General features: G+C 60.3%; 16 protein-coding genes and 1 pseudogene. 11 read left to right on the forward strand and 6 right to left on the reverse strand.

The genetic code is table 11. The features are described from left to right. Positions 1-68 precede the first annotated feature (68 nt). On the reverse strand, positions 69-1,712 hold the full coding sequence (gene mqo, locus ACA047_RS15845; RefSeq protein WP_497350787.1) for a malate dehydrogenase (quinone): 1,644 nt from the start codon (positions 1,710-1,712) through the stop codon (positions 69-71). Positions 1,713-2,192: 480 nt separating this feature from the next. On the opposite strand from mqo, the gene ACA047_RS15850 reads away from it, so the two are divergent. The 4 genes from ACA047_RS15850 (at position 2,193) to ACA047_RS15865 (ending at position 6,741) form a co-directional block, all read left to right on the forward strand. Continuing rightward, positions 2,193-3,077: a LysR family transcriptional regulator gene (locus ACA047_RS15850; RefSeq protein ID WP_497350789.1), complete on the forward strand. Its 885-nt coding sequence runs from the start codon at positions 2,193-2,195 to the stop codon at positions 3,075-3,077. Positions 3,078-3,193: 116 nt separating this feature from the next. After that, entirely contained in the window at positions 3,194-4,057 is an 864-nt protein-coding gene (locus tag ACA047_RS15855) for an amidohydrolase family protein (protein ID WP_497350791.1), read from the forward strand. Between the two features lie 81 nt (positions 4,058-4,138). Next, positions 4,139-5,419: a dicarboxylate/amino acid:cation symporter gene (locus tag ACA047_RS15860; protein WP_497360382.1), complete on the forward strand. Its 1,281-nt coding sequence runs from the start codon at positions 4,139-4,141 to the stop codon at positions 5,417-5,419. Between the two features lie 89 nt (positions 5,420-5,508). After that, the gene (locus ACA047_RS15865) at positions 5,509-6,741 is read left to right on the forward strand and encodes an OprD family porin (protein WP_497350793.1); all 1,233 of its coding nucleotides are present in this window, start codon (positions 5,509-5,511) and stop codon (positions 6,739-6,741) included. Positions 6,742-6,925: 184 nt separating this feature from the next. Here the strand turns inward: ACA047_RS15865 and ACA047_RS15870 are convergent, their stop codons facing one another. Together ACA047_RS15870 and ACA047_RS15875 are read right to left on the reverse strand one after the other, a co-directional pair. Continuing rightward, on the reverse strand, positions 6,926-7,123 hold the full coding sequence (locus ACA047_RS15870) for a YbdD/YjiX family protein (protein ID WP_003201656.1): 198 nt from the start codon (positions 7,121-7,123) through the stop codon (positions 6,926-6,928). Positions 7,124-7,139: 16 nt separating this feature from the next. Continuing rightward, a complete protein-coding gene (locus ACA047_RS15875; RefSeq protein WP_497350796.1) occupies positions 7,140-9,200 on the reverse strand; it encodes a carbon starvation CstA family protein in 2,061 nt (686 codons plus the stop codon). Positions 9,201-9,482: 282 nt separating this feature from the next. Between ACA047_RS15875 and ACA047_RS15880 the strand changes: the two genes are divergently transcribed. After that, positions 9,483-10,844, forward strand: coding sequence for a cache domain-containing protein (locus tag ACA047_RS15880; protein WP_497350798.1), 1,362 nt, complete (start codon positions 9,483-9,485; stop codon positions 10,842-10,844). Between the two features lie 31 nt (positions 10,845-10,875). Then, a complete protein-coding gene (locus tag ACA047_RS15885; RefSeq protein ID WP_497350800.1) occupies positions 10,876-11,508 on the forward strand; it encodes a response regulator in 633 nt (210 codons plus the stop codon). A 21-nt stretch (positions 11,509-11,529) separates the two neighbouring features. On the opposite strand, the gene ACA047_RS15890 is transcribed toward ACA047_RS15885, so the two are convergent. Then, on the reverse strand, positions 11,530-11,955 hold the full coding sequence (locus tag ACA047_RS15890) for a VOC family protein (protein WP_497350802.1): 426 nt from the start codon (positions 11,953-11,955) through the stop codon (positions 11,530-11,532). Positions 11,956-11,998: 43 nt separating this feature from the next. On the opposite strand from ACA047_RS15890, the pseudogene ACA047_RS15895 reads away from it, so the two are divergent. After that, a pseudogene (locus ACA047_RS15895) lies at positions 11,999-12,222 on the forward strand (hypothetical protein); the annotation flags it as partial. A gap of 50 nt (positions 12,223-12,272) precedes the next feature. Here the strand turns inward: ACA047_RS15895 and ACA047_RS15900 are convergent. After that, positions 12,273-13,511: an arabinose transporter gene (locus ACA047_RS15900; protein WP_497350804.1), complete on the reverse strand. Its 1,239-nt coding sequence runs from the start codon at positions 13,509-13,511 to the stop codon at positions 12,273-12,275. 255 nt (positions 13,512-13,766) lie between these two features. Between ACA047_RS15900 and ACA047_RS15905 the strand changes: the two genes are divergently transcribed. Continuing rightward, a complete protein-coding gene (locus tag ACA047_RS15905; RefSeq protein WP_497350806.1) occupies positions 13,767-14,405 on the forward strand; it encodes a TetR/AcrR family transcriptional regulator in 639 nt (212 codons plus the stop codon). 225 nt (positions 14,406-14,630) lie between these two features. On the opposite strand, the gene ACA047_RS15910 is transcribed toward ACA047_RS15905, so the two are convergent. Next, positions 14,631-15,854: a GGDEF domain-containing protein gene (locus ACA047_RS15910; protein ID WP_497350808.1), complete on the reverse strand. Its 1,224-nt coding sequence runs from the start codon at positions 15,852-15,854 to the stop codon at positions 14,631-14,633. A 198-nt stretch (positions 15,855-16,052) separates the two neighbouring features. Between ACA047_RS15910 and ACA047_RS15915 the strand changes: the two genes are divergently transcribed. The 3 genes from ACA047_RS15915 to ACA047_RS15925 all read left to right on the forward strand — a co-directional run bounded on the left by ACA047_RS15915 (position 16,053) and on the right by ACA047_RS15925 (position 21,207). Then, positions 16,053-16,844 carry a transporter substrate-binding domain-containing protein gene (locus tag ACA047_RS15915; RefSeq protein WP_497350810.1) on the forward strand — a complete coding sequence of 264 codons (792 nt, stop codon included), beginning with the start codon at positions 16,053-16,055 and terminating at the stop codon, positions 16,842-16,844. Positions 16,845-17,788: 944 nt separating this feature from the next. Beyond that, positions 17,789-18,955 (forward strand): non-hydrolyzing UDP-N-acetylglucosamine 2-epimerase, encoded by a 1,167-nt coding sequence (wecB, locus tag ACA047_RS15920; protein WP_497350812.1) that lies wholly within the window; start codon positions 17,789-17,791, stop codon positions 18,953-18,955. Positions 18,956-18,993: 38 nt separating this feature from the next. Then, entirely contained in the window at positions 18,994-21,207 is a 2,214-nt protein-coding gene (locus tag ACA047_RS15925) for a hypothetical protein (RefSeq protein ID WP_497350814.1), read from the forward strand. Positions 21,208-21,217: the final 10 nt, after the last annotated feature.

The following is a 21,217-nucleotide window of genomic DNA, read 5'->3' on the forward strand; positions in this document are numbered from 1 at the left end:
AAAAGGCACGAAAAAAAACGCCGCTCAATGAGCGGCGTTTTTTTGTACATCACCAGACAGTGTCCGGTTTACAGCGCCATATCAGCCGCTGGGTTGCCTTCGTGCGCATCGGCCGGTTTGGCCGGTGCCGCGGTGGCGCCTGGCTTGCCGATCACCGGCGGCGGGTCCAGTTGCAGGACGTCGCTGGTGTAAGCCCACTCCTGAGCCACACGCTCAGGGCTACCGTTGAGCTTGGTACCGTAGCTTGGCACGATCTGGTGCAGTTTTTCCTGCCAGGCCGGGCTGGCGACCTTGTCCTTGAAGACCTTCTCAAGCACGGTCAGCATGATGGGCGCGGCGGTCGAGGCGCCTGGCGAGGCACCCAGCAGGCCGGCGATGCTGCCGTCCTGGGAAGCGACCACTTCGGTGCCGAGTTTCAGCACGCCGCCCTTCTCTTCGTCACGCTTGATGATCTGCACGCGCTGACCGGCCTGCCACAGGCGCCAGTCTTCCTGCTTAGCCTCAGGGAAGTATTCCTTGAGGGCGTTGAAGCGATCTTCGTCCGACAGCATCAGCTGGCCGGCCAGGTACTCGACCAGTGGGTACTGTTCGATCCCGACCTTGGTCATTGGCCACACGTTGTGGGTCGTGGTGCTGGTCAGCAGGTCAAAGTACGAACCGTTCTTCAGGAACTTGGTGGAGAAGGTTGCGAACGGGCCAAACAGGATGACACGCTTGCCATCGAGCACGCGGGTGTCCAGGTGCGGAACCGACATTGGCGGTGCGCCAACCGAAGCCTTGCCGTATGCCTTCGCCAGGTGCAACTGGGCGACGGTCGGGTTTTCGGTGACCAGGAACGAGCCACCCACCGGGAAACCTGCGTATTCGCGGGCTTCCGGGATATCGGACTTCTGCAGCAGGTGCAAGGCACCGCCGCCAGCGCCGATGAACACGAACTTGGCATCGGTCTCGGTTTCGGTACCGTCCTTCAGGTTCTTGTACGACACACGCCAGGTGCCGTCTTCGTTGCGGGTGATCTCTTCCACTTCGCTGGACAGCTTGAGGGAGAAGTTCGGCTTGGTTTGCAGGTAAGCGGCGAACTGACGAGTGATTTCGCCGAAGTTCACGTCGGTGCCCAGAGGACTCCAGGTGGCCGCGACTTTCTGGCTCGGATCACGCCCTTGCATCATCAGCGGAACCCACTTGCTGATCTGCTCGCGGTCTTCGGAATACTGCATGCCGGCGAACAACGGGCTGGCCTGAAGGGCTTCGTAGCGCTTCTTCAGGAACGCGATGTTCTCGTCGCCCCACAGGAAGCTCATGTGCGGCGTGGAGTTGATGAACGAACGTGGGTTCTTCAGCACACCGTTCTTGACCTGCCAGGACCAGAACTGACGGGAGATCTGGAACGCTTCGTTGATCTCGATGGCCTTGGAGATGTCGACCTTGCCGTTCTTGTCTTCCGGCGTGTAGTTCAGCTCGGCCAGCGCGGAGTGGCCGGTACCGGCGTTGTTCCAGCCGTTGGAGCTCTCTTCGGCAACACCGTCCAGGCGCTCGACCATTTCCATGGTCCAACCCGGCTCCAGCTCATTGAGCCAAACGCCGAGTGTCGAGCTCATAATGCCCCCACCAATGAGCAAGACATCCACTTTTTTTGCCTCGGCGGCGTGCGTGGTCGCAAGACCCATCGCCATCGCCAGGCCCAGCAGCGCCGTGTGTGTTTTCTTCAACATGTGTGTATCCCTAGGATAGAACGCCATTCCGTCCACCAGTCCTGATTAATCATAGATCACCCCCATGGCCGGTAATGCCAGCGTGGCGAGTGTCGAGATGAACTGGAGGATGGGCCTACAGGGGCCGAGCAATACATCGGCCTCACTTTTTATGTCTCTCCGGCGCTGACTTCTTGTAGGTCTTGGCTTCAGCTGGGTGAGGGACACTGCAAAACGGTCGTAATCGAGCCTGACGTGGCCGTGCCCGATTGTCGCAGCGGGAGGAGTTTACAGAAGGAAATAAACAGACCGAAGCCTCTTTTTTAATTCCAGGCAAAAACGTCGGTCAAATGACGGCGTTTTGATGGCGCCCAGGTGCACAATCACCCAACAGCCGGGGAAAATGCCCCTGTGGCGGGGAGCTTATTCGCTCACTACAGCAAGCCCACTCGCCACTATTGCGCATCACGCTAGAATGGCCTTTTCTCCCGGGGCGACCCAATGGATCTCAAGCAACTCGAATGTTTCGTGCGTGTCGCCGAGTTCGGCAGTTTCACCAAGGCTGCGGCAGTGCTGAACATTTCCCAGTCTGTGGTCAGTCGCCAGGTGCGGCAGTTGGAAGTCGAATTGCAGGAACACCTGTTACTGCGTCATGGCCATGGCGTGTTGCTAACGGCTTCCGGTCAGCGCCTGTTCGACCATGGCAAGGGCATCCTGCGCCAGGTGCAAGTCGCTCGGGAAGAGTTGCGCGAACAGCGCGACACCCTGACCGGCAAAGTGGTTATCGGCCTGCCGCCGAGTATCTCCCGGCGCCATACCGTGGCCCTCGTGAGCACCTTTCGCGAACGCTTTCCCGGCTGCGCCCTGGGCATCAAGGAAGGTTTGAGCCATTCCATGCGCGAGTGGCTGCTGCTGGGCCGCCTGGACTTCGCCCTGGTGTTCAACCCTGCCCACAGCGCCCAGCTGCATTACGCGCACATCCACAGCGAACCGTTGATGCTGATCGGTGCCGCCAACTCGCCCCTGCCCGAAACCGTGGCCATGTCGGACTTGGGCAACTACCCGCTGATCATCCCCAGCGAGCCCCATTCCCTGCGACGCCTGATCGAAACCCAGGCCGCGCGCCATGCCGTCACCCTGGATGTCTGCCTGGAGATCGACAGCATCCCCTCGTTGCTGGAGCTGATCGAACTGGACATGGGCTATGGCGTGCTGTTCCGTTCGGCCCTGAGCGCGCGCAGCCACTTGCCCAACGGCTTGAAAGCCGCCCAGATCGTCGAACCGTCGATCCCCACCCACCTGTTCATTGCCACCAGCGAACAGCGCCCGTTGTCCCGGTTGGCAACGCAGACCTTGGCGATGGTCAGGGAAATCTGCATACCTTGAGCCCAGCCATGCAAAATCTGCATAGCAGCTAGAACCCAGGCTCTGTTGTTCGTTGGCGTAGCAAAAGCCACCATCCGGCAACGCTTCCAATAACAATGAACGCCGAAGGACACCTGATGAAAAGTTGCCTTGCCCCGGACCCGAACCCGACCCCGCCCAAGCACGCACTGCCGGCCGGAGCCTGGGATGCCCACTGCCATGTGTTCGGCCCCGCCGCCCTTTTCCCTTATGCCGAAGACCGCAGCTACACCCCGCCCGATGCACCGTTCGAAGGCTTGCGCTCACTGCATGATCACTTGGGCCTCAGCCGGGGCGTGATCGTCCAGGCCAGCTGCCACGGCAGTGACAACCGCGCCATGCTCGACGCGATTGCCCGGGGTGAAGGCCGTTATCGCGGCGTCGCCATCGTCGACGGCAGCGAAACCGACGAGCAGTTGGCCGAGTTGGACGCCGGAGGCGTGCGTGGGGTGCGTTTCAACTTCGTCGCGCACCTGGGTGGCGCACCGGACCTGGACGTGTTCGACCGCACCATCGAGCGCCTGGCGCCCTTAGGCTGGCATGTGGTCTTGCACCTGGACGCCCAGGACATTCTCACCTACGCCGATCGCCTGGCCCACATCCCCGTGCCGTTCATCATCGACCACATGGGCCGGGTCAAGGCCCAGGACGGTCTCCAACAGTCGTCGTTCAAGGCCCTGCTGCAACTCATGGAAAATCCCCTGGCCTGGGTCAAAGTCTGTGGCGGCGAACGGGTCTCGTTGGGCCGCAAGCCGTTCGACGATGCCATCCCGTTCGCCGAACGCCTGATTCTGACCGCCCCCGACCGCGTGCTCTGGGGCACCGACTGGCCACATCCGAACATCAGCAAGGACATGCCCAACGACGGCGGCCTGGTGGACTTGATGTTCGACTTCTGCCCCGACCCGTCACTGCGCCAGAAGCTGCTGGTCGAAAATCCGTTGCGACTGTACGGGCGCTGATCGCCACCCCCTTTGCCAACCTCCAACAATAAAATGGCGAGTAAACCTATGAATCCTGTATCTGTGCCGGCCGAGCCCAAAATGTCTGCCGCCGCTGGCATCAAGGCCAAGCAACCGTTTTACCGGGCCATGTATTTCCAGGTCCTGTTGGGCATCATCGTCGGGGTGATCGTCGGCCATTACTGGCCCTCCTTCGCCGCCGACCTCAAGCCCCTGGGCGATGCCTTTATCAAACTGATCAAAATGATCATCGGCCCAGTGGTGTTCTGCACCGTGGTCAGCGGCATCGCCGGTATGCGCGACCTGAAGAAAGTGGGGCGCGTCGGTGGCAAGGCACTGCTGTACTTCGAGATCATCTCGACGATCTCACTGATCATCGGGCTGATCGGCGGGCATCTGTTCAACCCCGGCGGCGGCTTCAACGTTGACGTCAACAGCCTCGACGCCTCGGCGGTGACCGGGTTCGCGGAAAAGGCCAAGCACATGCACATGGTCGACTTCCTGATGAACATCATTCCCTCGACCTTTGTCCAGGCGTTCGCCGAGGGCAACGTGCTGTGCATCTTGCTGGTGTCGGTGCTGTTCGGTTGCGCGCTGTCGGCCATGGGTGAGAAAGGCAAGCCGGTCTACGACATCATCGAAGGCCTGTCCGGTGTGTTCTTTCGCATCGTGCACATCATCGCCAAGCTCTCGGCCATCGGCGCGTTCGGGGCCATCGCATTTACCGTTGGCACCTACGGCGTCGGCTCACTGTTGCCGCTGCTCAAACTGATCGGCAGCTTCTACCTGCTGTGCATCCTGTTCGTGGTGGTGGTGTTGGGTGCGGTGGCGCGGCTGTGCGGTTTCAGCATCCTGCGCTTTATCGCCTACATCAAGGAAGAACTGCTGGTGGTGCTGGGGACCAGCTCCTCAGAAGTGGTACTGCCGCAGATCATGGACAAGATGGAACGCCTGGGTTGCTCCAAACCGGTGGTAGGCCTGGTGATTCCCACCGGCTACTCCTTCAACCTCGACGGCACCAACATCTACCTGACCATGGCGGTGCTGTTCATCGCCCAGGCGCTGAACATCGAATTGAGCCTGACGCAACAGCTGACCCTGGTGATCGTGGCAATGCTCACGTCCAAAGGGGCCAGTGGCGTGTCCGGTGCAGCGTTCGTGATGTTGACCAGTACCCTCATGGTGCTGCCGATCGTACCGGTGGCCGGCATGGTGCTGATCCTGGGTATCCACCGTTTCATGGGCACAGGCCTGGCGATGACCAATCTGGTGGGCAACGGCGTTGCGGCGCTGGTGGTGTCTGCCTGGGAAAAAGAGCTGGACCGCGACAAGCTGGCCCTGCAACTGGGCACCAAGCCTTAACCCCCTCCTCCTTCTGATAACACTGTTCCTGTCCGGCCAATGCCGGGCAGCGGACGGTTGCGCCCAAAAAACAATAAAAAGAGGTGTAAATGATGAACCGTACACTGTGGGTCACCCTGCTCGCGCCAACACTGTGCTGGAGCCTGCCTTCGAAGGCTGAAGGCTTTATCGATGACGGCAAGTTGCGCATCGAAGCGCGCAATTTCTATTACAACGGCGATTTTCGCGATGGCACGGGCGTGTCCAAGCGCGATGAGTGGGCCCAGGGATTTCTGCTCAATTACGAGTCGGGCTTCACCCAGGGCACTGTCGGGCTGGGCCTGGACGCCATTGGCTACGCCGGCTACCAGCTCGACTCGAGCCCCGATCGCAGCGGCAGTGGCCTGCTGCCGCGCCGGGCCTCAGGCGAAGCGGCAGATGAATATTCCAAGGGTGGATTGGCGGCCAAGGTCAGGTTGTCGAAAACCAACCTGCGCTACGGCATCGCCTTGCCCAAGGTACCGGTACTGCAATTCAATGGCAGCCGGTTGTTTCCTCAGACGTTTCAGGGCTTGCAGGTCAGCTCCGGCGAGGTTGAACGCCTGACGGTGAACCTCGCCCAATTCGACAAGACCACCGCCCCGGACTCCACCGACCGGCGCGATATCAGCCTCGCTACCAAGGACGGACGCTATTCGGCAAACGGCATCGGCGATCACTTTCGCTACGGCGGCGGCAGTTATCAGTTCACACCGGGCCTGAGCGGCAGCTATTACTACGGCGAGCTGGAGGATGTGTATCGCCAGCAATTCCTCGGTTTGATCCACACCACAAAACTGGGGCAAGGCAGCCTGACCACCGATCTTCGGGCGTTCGCCAGCAACGAAGTGGGTGCGGCGAAGGCCGGCGAGGTCGACAACCGCGCCTATTCCGCCGCCCTGGGCTACACCTTCAACAACGGTCACAGCGTGATGGCGACCTATCAGGTGATGAAAGGCGCCACGGGTTTCCCCTATATCAACAACCCGTACCTGCCCAACTATGTGCAATACCACGACTTCGGCAGCGCGGGCGAACGCAGCTGGCAACTGCGCTACGGCTATGACTTTGCACCGCTGGGCCTCCCCGGGCTGACGTTTTTCACCGCCTACATCCGCGGCACCGGCCTGGAAAAAGTCGGCACCGAAAAGGAATGGGAACGGGACATCGACGTCAGCTACGCCTTCCAGGAGCGCCTCAAGGGCTTATCCCTTCGCGTGCGCAATGCAACCTATCGCAGCGATGACGGGCGCGATATCGATGAAACCCGGTTGATTGCCAGTTATGCGTTTTCGATGTTCTGAATAAGCGCTCCGGAGTCGCTTCCACAGGGGATCTGTGGCGTATGCAGATCCTGAGGCCCGCCAAAAAAAACTGTGGGAGCGGGCTTGCTCGCGAAGGCGGTGTGTCAGTCAACATCAATGCCACTGACCCAACGCCTTCGCGAGCAGGCTCGCTCCCACAGGGGATTACCTCAACCCAGGTGCTTCAACAACACTTGGGCCCACCCTTGCCGCCGTAACGGGCCTCCTGGCGTTCCCGAAAGAACGCCTCGTAGTCCATCAGCGGTTTGTCCGGGTGTTTGGTTTGCATGTGCTCGACGTAATTGTCGTAGTCGGGCATGCCGACCATCAGGCGCGCGGCCTGACCGAGGTATTTACCGAGGCGACTCAAGTCATTGAACATCGTTGCAATCCTCGATTCAGGCGTCCGGCAAGGCCTGGAATGGCGCTTCTTTATCCGTGCGTTCCTTCGTGCCCCAGGCGGCGATGCCGACCTTGAGCGCGTAGAACAGGATGCTGAAGACCACGAACAGGAACAACACCGTCAGCGTTGCGTTGGTGTAGGCGTTGAACACCACGTGCTGCATCTGCTCGATGTTCTTGGCCGGAGCCAGGATCTGGCCGGCGGCCAGGGCATCGTTGTATTTGCGCGCCAGGGCCAGGAAGCCGATCGCCGGGTTGGCGTCGAACAGCTTGATCAGGCCCGCCGTGGTGGTGCAGATCAGCAGCCAGGCCGCCGGCAGCAGCGTGACCCAGATGTAGCGCTGGCGCTTCATCTTGATCAGCACCACGGTGCTGAGCATCAGGGCGATACCGGCCAGCATCTGGTTGGAGATGCCGAACAGCGGCCACAAGGTGTTGATGCCGCCCAGCGGATCGATCACGCCCTGATACAGCAGATAGCCCCACAGCGCCACACAACCGGCGGTGGCGATCAGGTTCGCCGGCCAGGATTCGGTGCGTTTGAGCGACGGCACGAACGAGCCCAACAAGTCCTGCAGCATGAACCGCCCGGCACGGGTGCCGGCGTCCACCGCAGTGAGGATGAACAGCGCCTCGAAGAGGATCGCGAAGTGGTACCAGAACGCCATGGTGTTCTCACCCGGCAGCACCGAGTGCAGGATCTGCGCGATCCCGACCGCCAGGGTCGGCGCACCGCCGGCACGGGCCAGGACGGTGGTTTCGCCGATGTCCTTGGCCACCGCTTGCAGCGCCTCGGGGGTGATTGCAAAGCCCCAGCTGCTGACAGTCTGCGCCACGGCCACCACGTCACCGCCGACGATGGCCGCCGGGCTGTTCATGGCGAAGTACACGCCTGGCTCGATCACCGACGCGGCGACCATGGCCATGATCGCCACGAAGGACTCCATCAGCATGCCGCCGTAACCGATGTAGCGGGCGTTGGTTTCGTTATCCAAGAGCTTGGGCGTGGTGCCCGACGAGATCAGCGCATGGAACCCCGAGACCGCGCCGCAGGCGATGGTGATGAACAGGAACGGGAACAGCCCGCCCTTCCACACAGGTCCCGTACCGTCGGTGAACTGGGTCAGCGCCGGCATTTTCAGCTCGGGCATGGTCACCAGGATGCCGATGGCCAGGGCGATGATGGTGCCGATCTTGAGGAAGGTCGACAGGTAGTCCCGTGGCGCCAGGATCAGCCACACCGGCAGCACCGCGGCGACAAAGCCATAGCCGATCAGCATCCAGGTGATCTGGATCCCGGTGAAGCTGAAGGCTTTGGCCCAGACCGGGTCGGCGGCAATCTGCCCGCCCAGCCAGATCGAGCCCAGCAGCAACAGCACGCCGATGAGCGAGATTTCACCGATGCGGCCCGGGCGGATGTAGCGCATGTAAATGCCCATGAACATCGCAATCGGGATGGTCGCCATCACCGTGAAGATGCCCCACGGGCTCTCGGCCAGGGCCTTGACCACGATCAGCGCCAGCACCGCGAGGATGATGATCATGATCAGGAAGCAGCCGAACAGCGCAATGGTCCCGGGGATGCGGCCCATTTCTTCACGGACCATGTCGCCCAGGGAGCGACCGTTGCGGCGGGTGGACAGGAACAGGACCATGAAGTCCTGCACCGCACCGGCCAGTACCACACCGGCGATCAGCCAGAGCGTGCCGGGCAGGTAGCCCATCTGCGCCGCCAACACCGGCCCGACCAGCGGCCCCGCACCGGCAATGGCCGCGAAGTGGTGGCCGAACAGAATGTGTTTGTTGGTCGGGACATAGTCCAGGCCATCGTTGTTGAGCACGGCGGGGGTGGCCCGGCGCGCATCGAGTTGCATCACGTTGTTGGCGATGAAGAGGCTGTAGTAGCGGTAGGCGACCAGGTAGATGGCCACGGCTGCGACGACGATCCAGAGGGCGTTGATCGGTTCGCCGCGGCGCAAGGCCACGACACTCAACGCACAAGCTCCCAGAACAGCCACGGCAAACCAGGCGAGGTGTTTAACCAGACGGGTTGTCATTGCGTGTCTCCTGCCGATATCCAGTGGATTGCGGCGATTGTTTTTATAGTGTGCCCCGGCTATTCGGAGCCGGCCCAATATCCGTGTATGGCGTCAACAAATAAATCCGCAGTACTACGTACGGGTTATCTACGTAGTTCTACGTAGGCTCTTTCTGGATCCCTCTATGAGAGCCCATGGAAACCCAATGCAGGACAACTACTGTGGGAGCAAAGCTTGCTCCCACAGAGTTATGATGCCGACCATTCGCCTCCATCCCGTACCGCCCGGACAGGAGTACACATGCTGCTCAAACACAAAATCGTCGCCCTCGGGATTTTGCCGCTGGTCCTGGCGATCGCCGTGATCTGCGCCTTGGTGATCTCGCTCAACCGCCAGTTGGGTGATCAACAGGCGCAATTGATCGAAGACAGCATCCTGGCCAGCAAACGCGCCGAGTTGAAAAACTATGTCGAGATGGCGCAAAGCCTGATCGCCCCGCTGTATAACGACGGCCTGGGCGACGCGCGCGCGCAACAGCAGGTACTGGAGGAGCTGCGCAAGCTCAGCTTCGGCATCAACGGCTATTTTTTCGTCTACGACCGTCAGGGCCGCAGCCTGATGCACGCACGTCAGTCGGAACTGGTGGGGCAGTACCTCTGGGACATGAAAGACCCACACGGTTTGCCCGTCATCCAGGCGCTGATCAAAAGTGCCGAATCTGGCGAGGGCTTCCAGCGTTATGCCTGGAACAAGCCCTCCTCCGGCCAGGTGACCGACAAACTGGCCTATGTCGTGATGCTTGATCGATGGGGTTGGATGCTCGGTACCGGGATTTACCTGGAGGACGTCGAGCGCGCCACCCAGCAAGCCCGCGATGAAGTGGCCCAGGGCATCCACACCACCATGCAGGCTATCGCCGCCATCGCATTGGTGGCGGTTCTGCTAGTGTTTGCCGGCGGCATGACCCTCAACGTCAGCGAACATCGCCTGGCCGATAAAAAGCTGCAACGGCTGAACCAGCGAATCGTCAGCCTGCAAGAGGAAGAGCGCTCACGGGTCTCGCGCGAACTTCACGACGGCATCAGCCAACTGCTGGTGTCGATAAAATTCCAGTTCGAACTGGCCAGTCATGTGCTCGAAAATGGACAGGAAAATGGCCTGGGCATCCTGAAAACCGCGACAGATAGGTTGGGAGAGGCCATTGGCGAGATCCGCAGCATCTCCCATGACCTGCGCTCCTCCCTGCTCGACACCCTGGGCCTGCCCGCCGCCATCGGTCAGCTCGCGGCCGAGTTCCAACAGCGCAGCGGGCTGGAGGTGAGTTACAGAAGCAACGAATTCGACTGCCGCCTGGAAAATGGAGCCCCCGTCTCGCTGTTCCGCATTGCCCAGGAAGCCCTGACCAATATCGAGCGGCACGCCGGGGCGAAAAGCGTCGCCATCACCTTGTTCGGCTCCAGCCAATCCTTGCGCCTGACGGTGGTGGATGACGGGATGGGATTCAACGTTCCCCAAGTCGAACGTGGCCATGCCGGCATCGGCCTGCGTAATATCCGTGAACGGGTCGAGCATTTCGGCGGGCGGCTGGAACTGACGTCGGTGCCGGGACGAAGCGAACTGGACATCCTGCTGCCCATGAACCTGTCGGCAACAGAAAGCTGATGCGCGCCCACTCCAACAAGAGCACCTGCCGATGAACCTGCCTCCCGTGATCCGCGTCGCGCTGGTCGACGACCATTCTCTGGTCCGCGACGGCATCAGAGCCCTGCTGTCCGTCATGCCCCAACTGGACGTGGTAGGTGAAGCCGAGAACGGCGCGCAAGCGATCGAGATGGTCGGTCGCAGCCAACCGGACCTGCTGCTGATGGACATCAGCCTCAAGGACATGAACGGACTTGAACTCACCCGGCTGCTGGGCAAGCAATACCCCAGCCTCAAGATTCTCATCCTCAGCATGTACGACAATTATGAGTACGTGAGCGAGTCCGTGCGTTCCGGCGCCAGCGGCTACGTGCTCAAGAATGCCCCCTCACGGGAAATCATCGCAGCCATCGAAGCGATCATCAGCGGCGGTACGTTCTACAGCGCCGAGATCGCCCAGCGGCTCGCCACCGACCAAAACACCGATAACGATCTGACGCCGCGCGAGAGTCAGGTGCTGTGCAAAATGGTCCAGGGGCTGAACAATAAGGAAATGGCCCGCGAACTGGATATCAGTGTGCGCACCGTCGAAACCCACCGCCTGAGCATCCGCCGCAAGCTCAACATCGACAAACCGGCGGCGCTGGTGAAATACGCGATCGACCACGGGATCATTTCGCACTAGGGCATAGAGCCGAACAGCTCCTTATTTCGCAAACAACTGCCCCATATCCTTGAACGCCTTGAACTCCAGCGCATTGCCACACGGGTCGAACAAGAACATCGTCGCCTGCTCGCCCACCTGGCCCTTGAAGCGGACATAGGGCTCGATCACAAACTCAGTGCCAAAAGACTTCAGGCGCTGCGCCAGTGCTTCCCACTCTTCCCAGCCCAGTACCACGCCAAAGTGCGGAACCGGAACGTCATGGCCGTCAACCGCGTTGCTATGGACGCTTTCCTGGGACGCGGTTTTTGGATGTTCATGGATCACCAACTGATGACCGAAGAAGTTGAAATCGACCCATTGCGCACTGGAGCGACCTTCTTGCAGCCCAAATACCTCACCGTAGAAAGCACGGGCGGTAGCGAGGTCATACACAGGAATTGCCAAGTGAAAGGGAGAGAGGCTCATCAGGGCTCCGGTTGTTTTCAGGTGAGAGACACAAGCCTAGCCCATCCGCCCGCCCTTCTCACTTCAAAGCGACCTGCGTTGGACGACCCTGGTGCAGGAGACCTACCGTTTGATCGTACGCCGCGATGTGCCGGGGTCCGGGTCCTGGACCTGGGCTCACACACCCTCCATCGTGACATCGGCCTCGTACACCGCAGCCGGCAAAGCCTGACCGAGCCAGTGCGGTTGCTCGTGCAATTGATGAGTGAGCAGGCCCAAGGCAACTGACAGGTTCGCAGCCCAGTTCAGGGCCGTTAGGCCAGCGCAGGGCGAGCGGTTCAAGATTTGTCTTGAACTTGTACCGCCTGTTTCCCGTTAGCCGGTCTCATCAGCAGCATCAACGCCACCCCAAAGGAAAATGCGACAGTCACGGCCCCGGCAAGGTAAACAGCGCCGACGCCCCAGGCACTCGCCAACGCGCCGGCCAGCGGGCTGGTGATGCCCAGGGAAATATCAAGAAACGCAACGTAAGCGCCCATGGCGAGGCTGCGGGTTTGCGCCGGAGCACGCCGCACCGCTTCCACCCCGAAGCCTGGGAAGACGAGCGAATAACCGAACCCGGTCAATGCGGTACCCAAGTAAACGACGAGAGCTGTGTCGGCCCCCCAGATCAGCAACAGCCCGACAGCCTCGATGACCACACAAACCAAGGCCACCTGCGCACCGCCAAGCTTGTCCGGAAGATGCCCAAACAAGAGGCGAGCACCAACGAACGCCAGGCCGAACGCAGTGAACGCCAGCGAGGAATTACCCCAGTCCCTGCTCGCGAACAACAGTGCGATGAAGGCGGTGACGACCCCGAACCCGACACTGGAAAACGCCAGTCCCATGCCGGGGGCCCATACGCTACCCAGCACTTTGTAAAAAGGTGTGCGCCGAGTCGCCGTGGGGGCGATAGCCCCGAGATTTGCAACGACCAGCAATGCCAGCAACGGGATGAAGATCGTGGTCACGGCAATGCCCGTGAATCCCCACGTCGCATTCATGAACACGCCAGCTGGCGCCCCAAATGCCAAGGCGCCATACATGGCGATACCATTCCAGGCCATGACCTTGCCCGCATGCTGCGGCCCGACCAAACCAATGCCCCACCCCAGCGCACCCGTGACGATCAGGCTTTCGCCCATCGCCAGGATGACTCGCCCCAAAAGCACCAGCCAGACTGAAACCACAGGCGCATCGACGAATGCCAAGGAAGCCAGGTAAACCAGGCCGGAACAGGCAGCCGTCAGCAGACCGGCAATGACTGCGCGCTTGGTGCCGCGCATATCCGCGAAGTTACCGGCCCAGGAACGTGAAAGCAGCGACGCGGCGAACTGCGCGCCAACGACCAGACCTATCACGAGCGTCCCCATGCCCAAAGTGTCGTGCAGATGCAAGGGCAAGACGGGCAGTTGCATGCCAATCGTCAGGAAGCCAATGAACACTGTCAGGGTCAGTGGAAGCAGCTTTAACACCGGATTGCCGCCAGAGCCCACCTGGGCCGCTGAAGAAGCGTGAGCGTATTGGTGAGTCATATGAGTGCACCAGAAGAAGTCGTACCGAAAAATGGATGAGGTGATGCGCTCCAGGCTTCGGAGCGCTGCGCCGAAACGCAAGGCAGGCTCCGGCGCTGGGCCAGTGCGTGAAAAATCAGCATGCTCATGGGAGGTTCCGTAGAAAGTTGAATGCCGCTTGGGGGATCGCTAGAATGCGATCAATTCGTCGCATTCAGAATACGAACACTTCGTCGCGTTTTCTATTCGCATTTCCCCTTCGAGGTTTGTCCCTTCATGTCCGATCGCCCAAGCCCACAGATTTCCTCAAGAAAACAGCCCAGGCAGGCGCGCTCGGCCGAACTCGTCGCGGCAGTTCTGCAAGCCGCTGTTCAGGTTTTGGCGACGCAAGGCGCGTCACGATTCACGGTGGCGCGTGTGGCCGAGAGGGCCGGTGTGAGCGTCGGTTCGGTGTATCAATACTTCCCGAACAAAGCGGCGATCCTTTTCCGGTTGCAAAGTGATGAATGGCGACAGACGTGCGACCTGTTGCGCCTCATCCTGCAGGACAACGGCAAATCGCCCTTCGAACGGCTGCGCACCCTCGTGCATGCTTTTATCCAATCAGAATGCGACGAGGCGCTGATCCGTGTAGCACTCAACGACGCCGCACCGCTCTACCGCGACGCCCCCGAGGCGCAAGAGGCCAGGGCTTCTGCGGAACAGACTATGGAGTTTTTTATACAGGAGGTGCTGCCCGCAGCATCGGCGGCGCAACGGGCACTGGCAGGCGACTTGATCACCACGACACTCAGTACGGTGGGCAAACAGTTTTCGGCAACGCCTCGCTCGCCCGCGCAGATTAAAACGTACGCGCAGGCCATGGCCGATATGTTCTGCGCTTATCTGGCAAGCTTCGGGATCGTCGATCAGTAACACTCACCGCATACCCCATGTGGCAGCGAGCTTGCTCGCGATTGGGCGGCACATCCGGCATGTCAGTGACTGACACACCGCTTTCGCGAGCAGGCTCGCTCCCACACTGGATCTGGGGTGTACCTAACATTTGAGTACGCCATCGGACCTGTGGGAGCGAGCCTGCTCGCGATAGTGGTGGTCAGTATGCCGACGATGGCGAGGGAGCTCGCTCCCGCTCGAGGTTCAAGATTCAACCTCGGTCTGCCTATCGAGCCGATGTGGCAGGTCATCCGCCACCGTCCGGTTGCGCCCGGTTCGCTTCGCCTGGTAAAGCCGGGTGTCTACCCGCTTGTAGAGACCCGACCAGGTCTCCTTGGGCTCGAGACTGCCCACCCCAAAGCTCACGGTGATCGGCCCGACAGCATCCAGCGTGGCAGAACCACCGTTCTCGATGGCCATTCTCAAGCGTTCCGCGCACTCATAAGCTTCCCAGGCATCAGTGTCGGGCAGGAACACGGCAAACTCTTCCCCGCCGAGCCGGCCGACGATGTCCCGTTTACGCGCGCCGGCACGCAGCAACTGCCCAACCTCGCGCAGGACGTTATCGCCCACGTCATGGCCATAGGTGTCGTTGATGCTCTTGAACTTGTCGATATCGCACAGGGCAAGCGACGGCGTGCCACGTCGGTTCTTTATCAACTGCATCGACACCTGTTCCTCGAAACCTCGCCGGTTCAAGACGCCGGTCAACGGGTCAAAATCGCGCTCGCGCCGCAAATCATCAATCACATCGGCAATGGCGGCGGCGAGAATCACCAGGGCGAGCCCCACGCCGAGCACGGCCAGGGACAACTGGAGTGTCTGCCAGAACACTGAGTCAGCGAAAGCCGCCCGATCGGCAGGAGCCGAAAGCCCGACGGTCAACAAGGTTCGCGGAAAGAAATGCAACGCGAAGGCCAGCAACACCCAGAACAGCGCCTTGTCGACGTATCGACCGCGTGCCAGCGATCTCAGCTTGATCGCAGCCACAAGCAGAATCACGCCATAACCGAAATTCTGGATGTAGATGCGCACAAGCAGGCTACGTTGGATATAAAAGAACCAAGCCAGTGCCAGGGTAATGAGGCACACCACTGCGAAGTCCAACCGCCAGCCGAGTCGTTTCTGCGAGCGCAGCAAAACGCCTTCGGCCACCGCCAGGACCGCCGAGGTATACAGCGCACCGGACACAACGGCATTGGGGCCTGTCCCAGGCGGCCAACCGAAAATCTGTGATGTCGCGCCACACGCGAATAGGCCGCAGCCACCGGCCAGGAGCAGCAGGTAGTTACGCTTTTTCTCGATAAACCACGCGCAAACGAAAGCGACCCCGAAGACCAGCAGGATCCCGGGGACCATCAACACAAGGGTAATTCTGACGACTGATCCGTCCATCCGAACTGGCTTCTCGCCGATCAAGGTCTGCAATCACTCATGATGACAGAGCTGAACGAACGAAACCTGCGAAGTTTGACGGACACGCTTAGGACGGTGGGATAGCGCCGCACCCGTTGTGCCCCTGGTGCCTGACGAATCTGTTTCGCCACTGTCTCCAGTGACAGTTTGCGAACACTTTTACTACACTGGCCCGTCTTCTCCCCTTCCCTTGCGAGACGTCCCATCCCTATGAAAAACATAACAAGCACGATGACGTTCTGTGGCCTGCTGGTGCTCTGCGGCAGCGCCCTGGCCGAGCCTGCCTCCTCGCATCTGGACCAAGTGCTGCAACGAGGCGAACTGAAGGTGTGCACCACCGGCGACTACAAGCCCTATACCTACAAAGCCGAAACAGGTGAATACGAAGGGATCGACATCGAGATGGCGCGTTCGCTGGCCGCCAGCCTGGGCGTCAAGGTGCAATGGGTACAGACCACCTGGAAAACCCTGATGCCGGACATGTTGGCGGGCCAATGCGACATCGGCATGGGCGGGATCTCGGTGACGCTGGAGCGTCAGAAGAAGGCCTACTTCAGCACCACCCTGGATGTGGATGGCAAGATCGCGCTGGTACGTTGCGAAGACCAGGAGCGCTACCAGACCCTCGAACAGATAAACCAGCCTTCGGTGCGCCTGGTAGAACCTGCCGGCGGCACCAACGAAGCATTCGTGCGCGCCTTCCTGCCCAAGGGCCAGCTCAATTTCCACGACAACGTGACGATCTTCCAGGAACTGTTGGACAAGAAAGCCGACGTGATGATTACCGATGCGTCGGAAGCGCTCTACCAGCAGAAACTCAAACCCGGCCTGTGCGCCGTCAACCCAAGTCGCTACCTGCAATATGGCGAGAAGGCGTACCTGCTGCCACGGGACGACACCACCTGGAAAATGTACGTCGATCAGTGGTTGCATCTGAGCAAGGCGAACGGCACTTACCAGAAGGTGATCGGGCAGTGGCTGGCGGTTCCGGGCGCTCAATGACGGTTGCTGACAGCCAATAATCGCGCTCCCATTTGATCTATTCAGGGCCTGATTTCGGATCAGGCCCTGGCACCGCCGGCTCAGTTCCTGCGCCGCACGTACCTTGCACCCGTCACCTTCAGCCGGTTGCCATTGGAGCGCCGGCATCCAGCCGCCACGTCGGTGACGCTAGGCCAATCACCCAAACAAGAGCACAGCACAAAGGATGCGATTACGGCTAAGCAAGCGGTCGGCGCTTGCCTGCACCTGCGATGTCTTAAGCTGGCCTTCGTCGAAACTTTCTTAATGAGAGGAAACGACACTGCTTTGTTGAGCGCCCAACAATTAAATTTACGATACAAGCCCGTACATTTTTAAATTAATTGAACTTTCTTCACATTATAAGATTTACCACTCAACTAGTTGAGTTCATTGAACTAAGCGACTTGCAATGTTGCGACAACATGCAGGCGCCATTGGAATGACAACCCAGTTTTACGTTTGCCCGACATTTGGTGTCAAAAAACCAACAATGGATCCAACTCACCATATCACCCCTGCAAGCAAAAAAGAAAATCGCATAAATTACTTAATAATCAATAAGTTATACATTTAAAAACCTTACAGGAAGACCGTTCGTCATCGCTCTAAGAACCTCTCTAAAAAATTATTGTTAAAACTTTTCATATAAAACTTTGCGACAACGATCTTTGATGTTATTAATTTGCCGAACCCGAACTGCAAGGTACCTCTGCGTCACTTCCTGTGTACGTCATGCACCTGCTTGGCAGTTGGTTACAACCTAAAACTCAAATCGCTTGCTTGTTCAATCGCGTGGTCGCGCTTGGGCGGGCTGTGGGCTGTTGTGTGGCGCAGAAAACTGCGCGAGGAAGGGCGTCATCGCAAGTAATGATTCACGGATCAAGATCCTTTCGATCTTCGGTACCCGTCCAGAAGCCATCAAGATGGCGCCCTTGGTCAAGGCTCTCGCAGCCGAACCTGGCATTGAGTCGCTGATCTGTGTCACCGGCCAGCATCAAAGCATGCTCAAGCAGGTGCTGGATCTATTCGATCTTACGGCCGATTTCACCCTCGACGTGATGACGCCCCACCAGACACTCAACTCCCTGACCGCCGCGTTATACGGCGCCATCGATCCGGTGCTGGAACAGATACGGCCGGATCGGGTGCTGGTCCATGGCGATACCACCTCAGCCATGGTGGCTTCGATGGCGGCCTTCCATCGGCGCATCCCCGTGGGCCACGTCGAAGCCGGGTTGCGCACCGGTGACATCTACAGTCCATGGCCGGAAGAAATGAACCGTCGGTGCATCGACCTCAGTGCCGACTTGCTGTTTGCCCCCACCGAGCAATCACGCGACAACCTGCTGGACGAACGCCTGCAAGGCCGCTGCGTGGTCACCGGCAACACGGTCATCGACGCGCTGCAAATGACCGCCCGGCGCATCGATCTGGATGCGCGTCTGCGTGACGAACTGGACCAACAGTTCCCGTTCCTGGAAACCGGACGCAAGCTGCTGCTGGTGACCGGTCACCGCCGGGAAAACTTCGGCGAGGGTTTCCTGGACATCTGCAAGGCCTTGCGTCACCTGGCCCAGCGTCCTGATATCCAGATCGTCTACCCGGTGCACCTCAATCCCAATGTGCTGGGCCCGGTGACCGAACAACTGGGTGACCTGCCCAACGTACACCTGATCAAGCCTCTGGATTACCTGGCCTTCGTGCGTCTGATGCAGCACGCCCATGTCATCCTCACCGACTCCGGTGGTGTGCAGGAAGAAGCGCCGTCCCTGGGCAAACCGGTGCTGGTGATGCGCGACGTCACCGAACGCCCCGAAGCCGTGGCGGCGGGTACGGTGCGGCTGGTCGGCACCTCTCCAGAATCGATCATCGCCGGTGTGGATTCACTGTTCGACGATGACGCCTTGTGGCGCCGCGCGTCACAGGCAGCCAACCCCTACGGCGACGGCAAGGCCAGCCAGCGCATCGTTGATGTCCTGATGGGGCGCGCGGTCGACGACTTCGTCGTGCACCCCGTGCATTCGCAGCAGGCGCTGGCGCACCCACCGTCACCCGAGCCACGCGAGTTGCTCACCGACTTCACCTTGTAACTGCTACTCACCCCATTATCAGATCGAGATTTGCCTGAATGAAGCCTTCTGTTGCCAACCATACGGGTGCGCTCAGCGCCCTTGCCTGCGGCCTGAGCCTGCTCGCGCTCATGCCGACCTTTGCCTTGGCTGCGGATAGCCCGCTCACTCAGGCAATCCAGCGACTCAATGCCGATACCCGCCAGCAGCGTGAGATCCGCTTGAGCGAGCTGGGCATCAATGCGCCGATTCTTCTCGGTGCCAGCGACGCTCGACGTGAACTGTATTTACCGGTGCCCGCCGGCGTGACCCTCAATGACGCTACGCTGCAACTGGACGCCAGTTATCTCAATGGCGAAGGTGGCCGCAACACCATGCTGCTGTCGCTCGATGGCTATCCAGTGCGTGCCGAAGGGCTTAGCGAGGCGCAAGGTGATGCCAGCGCCACGCTGGGTGTCGACAAGGCCCCGCGTGACAACGGTCTGGTGCGCCTGGGCATTGCCTGGTCCTCGGTGGTCTCGCGGCCGTTGTGCGAAGACGACCGTGTCATCGGCAACGTGCTTCGCATCCAGCCGGGCACGCGCCTGAACTACAGCTACGACGCCAGCCAGCTGCGGGATGTCGGCGCCGCCTGGACGGCACTGCCCAGCGAACCCGGCATCCTGGTCGCGCCGGGCTCGTTGTCTGCCGGCAGCTACGATGCTGCCTGGCGATTGGGCGTGGCCTTGGAACGGGTCGGCAAACACAGTCGCATCCTGCCCTTCCCTGCCGTGCAGGACAGCGTGGACCTGAGCGGCCTGCGCATCCCGGCCGAGCTGTTAAGCATTCCAGCCTTCGCCAGCCTCAATGGAAAGGGGCAGCACACGCTGGCCAACCCAGCCGAAATCGGCGCACTGTTGATGTTGGGTCAGACCCCGAACGTACAGGCCGACCTGGCAATCAACGACTCACAACTGCTCAAGGCCATCAACCAATCCCTGGACGCTTTGCAGAGCGAGGTCCAGGGCGTCGACACGACGGCGGCCAGCGCACTGACCCAATGGCGTGAGCAGCACGTCAATACAGCCCTGGCGAGCGCCGGCACCGACAATGTGCGCCTGGCACTGCTGGGTACTCGTCCGGTACTGATGATCGCCCCGGATGCCACCGGAAAAGCGTTGTCGTTGCTCGGTTCGGCGTGGAACAAACTGGCACGAAGCCGCCAATTGACCGTGAGCGAAGCACAGACGCCGTTGAGCGACGATGGGCGCGTGGCCCTGTCGCGATTGGGCGCAGCCCCCGGCACCTTCGACGTGGCGTCCCGATTCGACTGGAGCACCTCGTTCCCCCTCGGCAGCGTGGCTTATGACGGCCGCCTGCCCGTCACGGCGGTGGTGGATGTAGCCGCGGCACCCGGTGCTTCGGACACTGCGCCCGTGGCCTCGCTGTTTTTCAATGATTTCCTGATCGGTGCCCAGCAACTGACCACCGATGGCGAATCACAACGTATCCAGGCCCATATCCCCTCCTACGCCCTGGGTTCGAAGAACGTATTGCGCGTCTCGTTCCAACGTCAGCCGGTCAGCGACCGCTGCCTGGAAACACCGCAGGCCTTCCCGGTGTCGGTCCTGCCAACCAGCCATATCGTGCTGGAAAAAACCTCGCTGGACGACGACTTTTCCGGCGTGGCGGCGCGCTTCGCCGTGGACACCCAGGTCCTCGTCCCTCAGGCATACCTCGACCATCCGGCCGACAGCCTGACCCGGGTGATCTTGGTTGCCGATGCGGCCGGTGTATCACCGCTGCGCGCGCAGTTGAAAGTCAGTGCTGATCCGAAAGCCGTCATCAGCCCGGATAAAGCATTCCTGGCCTTCGAACTGCCACTCAAGGACAGCAAGGAATCGGTCCAGGTCGATGATCAGGGTCGCCTGCGCATCAACCATAAAGACCAGCTGATGCTGGATGTGCAGACCCTCAACCAATTGGCCTCATTACAAGTGGTGCAGACCTCGGGTCAGTACGGCCTGGTCTATCGGGCCCTGGGCAGCCAGCCGCCAAGCCTGGCCAAGCCGATTGTGCTGACCCGCGGCGACGTGGCGATTCTGGGCGACGGCGGTGCCGTGGCGATCCTCGATACCCAGGACCCCAACGGCAGCCAGTTGATCGGCCGGGAAGAACCCAAGGGGCTGGACGCCTGGCGTAAACCTTCGGCGCTGTGGCTGATTCCAGGCGCCATTGTCCTGTTCCTTCTCTTGATGCTGGCTGGCCGTATCGCCCGTCGCAATCGCCAGTAACGGTAACCTT

It is taken from the genome of Pseudomonas sp. LBUM1664 (assembly GCF_059695895.1).